Source organism: Parafannyhessea sp. (assembly GCF_051876455.1).
Taxonomy (GTDB): Bacteria; Actinomycetota; Coriobacteriia; order Coriobacteriales; family Atopobiaceae; genus Parafannyhessea.
Genome location: NZ_JBJEHW010000131.1, coordinates 1 through 2,556 on the forward strand (window position 1 = coordinate 1; position 2,556 = coordinate 2,556).

Sequence of the window (2,556 nt, forward strand, 5' to 3'; positions counted from 1 at the left end):
CCCGACGCCCCGGACGTCGAGCCCGCGCAGGCCGTCAAACGGCATGAGCCCCTCCGCCGCGACGCGCACGTCCGTGGAGCCGCACTTGGGGCAGGCCACGACGCGTCCGTCCCCGCGGACGATGGGCGCGGGCCGCGCCGGTTGGCGTAACGGGGCAGCGGCGGAACCGGAGCCACCGCGGCTCGCGGCGGCCTCGAGCGCGTCCTCGTTTACCAGGCCGTCCAGGTCCTCCAGCTGCCGTGCCGAGAACCTCACGCCGCGCCCGAGCGCATAGCGGAACAGGCGCGTGGCGAGGTCCGTGTCCACCATGCCCGCGAAGTCCGCCACGTCGTCCGCGGAAATGCGCCTACCCGCGCGCATGGCGGCCTCCAGCAGCTCTGCCAGCGCCTCGTCGCTCACCTCGAAGTAGAACTCCGGCACGTCGCCAAAGTCCGGTGCCGGGCCCAACGCCAGGCAGCGGCGCACGAGCGCGTCGTCCACGTCCTTCTCGTCCACCGTACCCGCGACGTCCGCGACCTCGTCCCAGGGGCCGGCGTCCGCCAGGTTCCTTATGTGGCGCAGCAGCTCGTCCTTGGACCAGCCCTCGTACTGCTCGTAGAAGTGCTCCCAGGTCATGCCGAGCCTCCGTCAAATCCATCCGCACACGTCGCACGCTGTGGGCGAGAAGAACGTTACGCCTTTGCAGCGGCCGCGCCTAGCTGTTGTAGCGCCAGTGGCGGTCGGTCAGGATGCGGGCGCACGCGAGGCCGATGGGCAGGAACGTCACGATGAGCGAGGCCCTGGTGAGCCAGATGAGGCAGTTGGTCACCTGGTAGTTGGCGAGGTAGTAGACGGCGCGGTACATGTACAGGCCCGGCACCATGATCACGATGGACGGCACCGTGAGCGAGATGCGCGGATAGGTGTAGCGCTTCCTGATCTCGGACGCGAGGAGCCCCGCCACCAGCGCGCCAAGGAGGGCCGCCGCCTCGGGCGGCATGGATGCGAGGTCCACCGCCTCCAGGCGCAGCGTGTTGGCCACGGCGCCGATGACGCCGGCGAGCGCCGCCATCTTGACGGGACTGTTGAACATGATGGAGAAACCAAACACGCCGCAGAAGCTCATGGCCAGCCGCAGCAGGCACGTGACCTCGGGCGAAAGGCCCAGCGGCGCAAAGTTGTCGGGCTGCAGGTGGACGACGGTCGCGACCAGCCAGCCAAAGAGCGTCGCCACCAGGATGACCGTCAGCGCGTAGCACAGCCGCTCGATGCCACTCTTGAAGTCAAGCTTGGCGATGTCCAGGCCGCTCGTGATGAGCGGGAAGCCGGGAATCACAAACAGCATCGCGCCAATGTAGCCGGCCTCGTGGGACATGGCGTTGGGCAGGAGGAAGCTCAGCGCCAGGAGCGTGAGAAGGTACGCAACGCACGCCGCGCTGACCGCCGCGCCCACGCAGGCAAAGTGCGTGATGCGGTGGTCGCCCAGCTTCCTCCTGGTGAAGTTGCCCACGCCCGCGCCCACAAACGCGCAGAGCATCTCGATGGGGCCGCCGCCCAGCAGGAACACGAAGGCCGCGCACGCGAGCGCCGAGGCAAACCCCACCTGTGCCGGCGAGTAGGACGAGCGCGTCTGGTACTCCACCTGGTCCATCAGGCGGTGCATCTCGCGGATGGTCAGCTGGGAGGCGCAGTTCTCGAAGTCCTTCATCAGGGTCTCCATGCGCCACACGCGCTCCGTGTTCACGCCGGTGGTCGGCAGCGTCACGATCAGCGTCTCGTGCTGGCCGCGGTCGACGCAGGTGCACTCGATGGTGAGGAGGCTGACGTCGGCCGAGCACACCACGCCGAGCGCCCGCGCGATGCGGTTCATGGCCTCGCGCACGCGCCAGCCGCCGGTACCGCCGGAAAGCGTGAGGATGCCCACGCGCGCGATGACCGCTGTCTTGTCGGCAAGCTCGGCGTCCACCGCCCGCATGTCACCGTTCCTGATGGTCTTGTGCCACCGCACCGGCATGTGGTGGGGATGGTGGAACTTGCTGCTGCTCACGACCTCGGCGAGCTCGTTCCACTCGTCATCGGTCTCCGGCATCTCGTACACGGCAATGCACTTCCAAGGGCGCCCCGCGGGGCAGACGAATCCGTTTTCGGCCGTGCACATTCTAGGGCGTCGGGCAAAAACCTCAAGCCGCTGACACGCACCTGAAAACCTGGCGCCCCCGCATGACGCGGGCGAGAAGGACGGGCGCCCTTCTCCCCAGCCGCGCCCTTCCGCTTCAAAACTAATAACTCGTCCGATTCCACGTTTAACCCTCCAATCTGGGGTCTAAACATGGTTGCCAGCGTTGTTTTTGGTTAAACGTGGAATCAAGCGCAGTCCTTGGGATAAAGATGGAATCGAGCGTACAAATTGCAGGACTGGGAGCCCTTGGAACCTAAACGTGGAATCCAGCGTGGCAGTTTGGCTAAACGTGGAACCTTGCGTACTATTTTATTTATCTATTTACGACGAAAATGCTAAACGTGAAATTTGGCGTCTTGGTTTCCTAAACGTGGAATCTGGCGAGGAATTTGGCATGC

General features: G+C 65.6%; 2 protein-coding genes. Both read right to left on the reverse strand.

Annotated features, from left to right (window positions below):
- The coding region (locus ACI38Z_RS05790) for a hypothetical protein (RefSeq protein WP_439789243.1) at positions 1 to 615 on the reverse strand (615 nt) is incomplete at its 3' end.
- A gap of 79 nt (positions 616 to 694) precedes the next feature.
- A complete protein-coding gene (locus tag ACI38Z_RS05795; RefSeq protein WP_439789244.1) occupies positions 695 to 2,068 on the reverse strand; it encodes a threonine/serine ThrE exporter family protein in 1,374 nt (457 codons plus the stop codon).
- Between the last annotated feature and the right edge of the window lie 488 nt (positions 2,069 to 2,556).

Coding starts and splice junctions, on each gene's coding strand:
- ACI38Z_RS05795 (WP_439789244.1), bottom strand. CDS start 2,068: ATGCCGGAGACCGATGACGAGTGGAACGAGCTCGCCGAGGTCGTGAGC.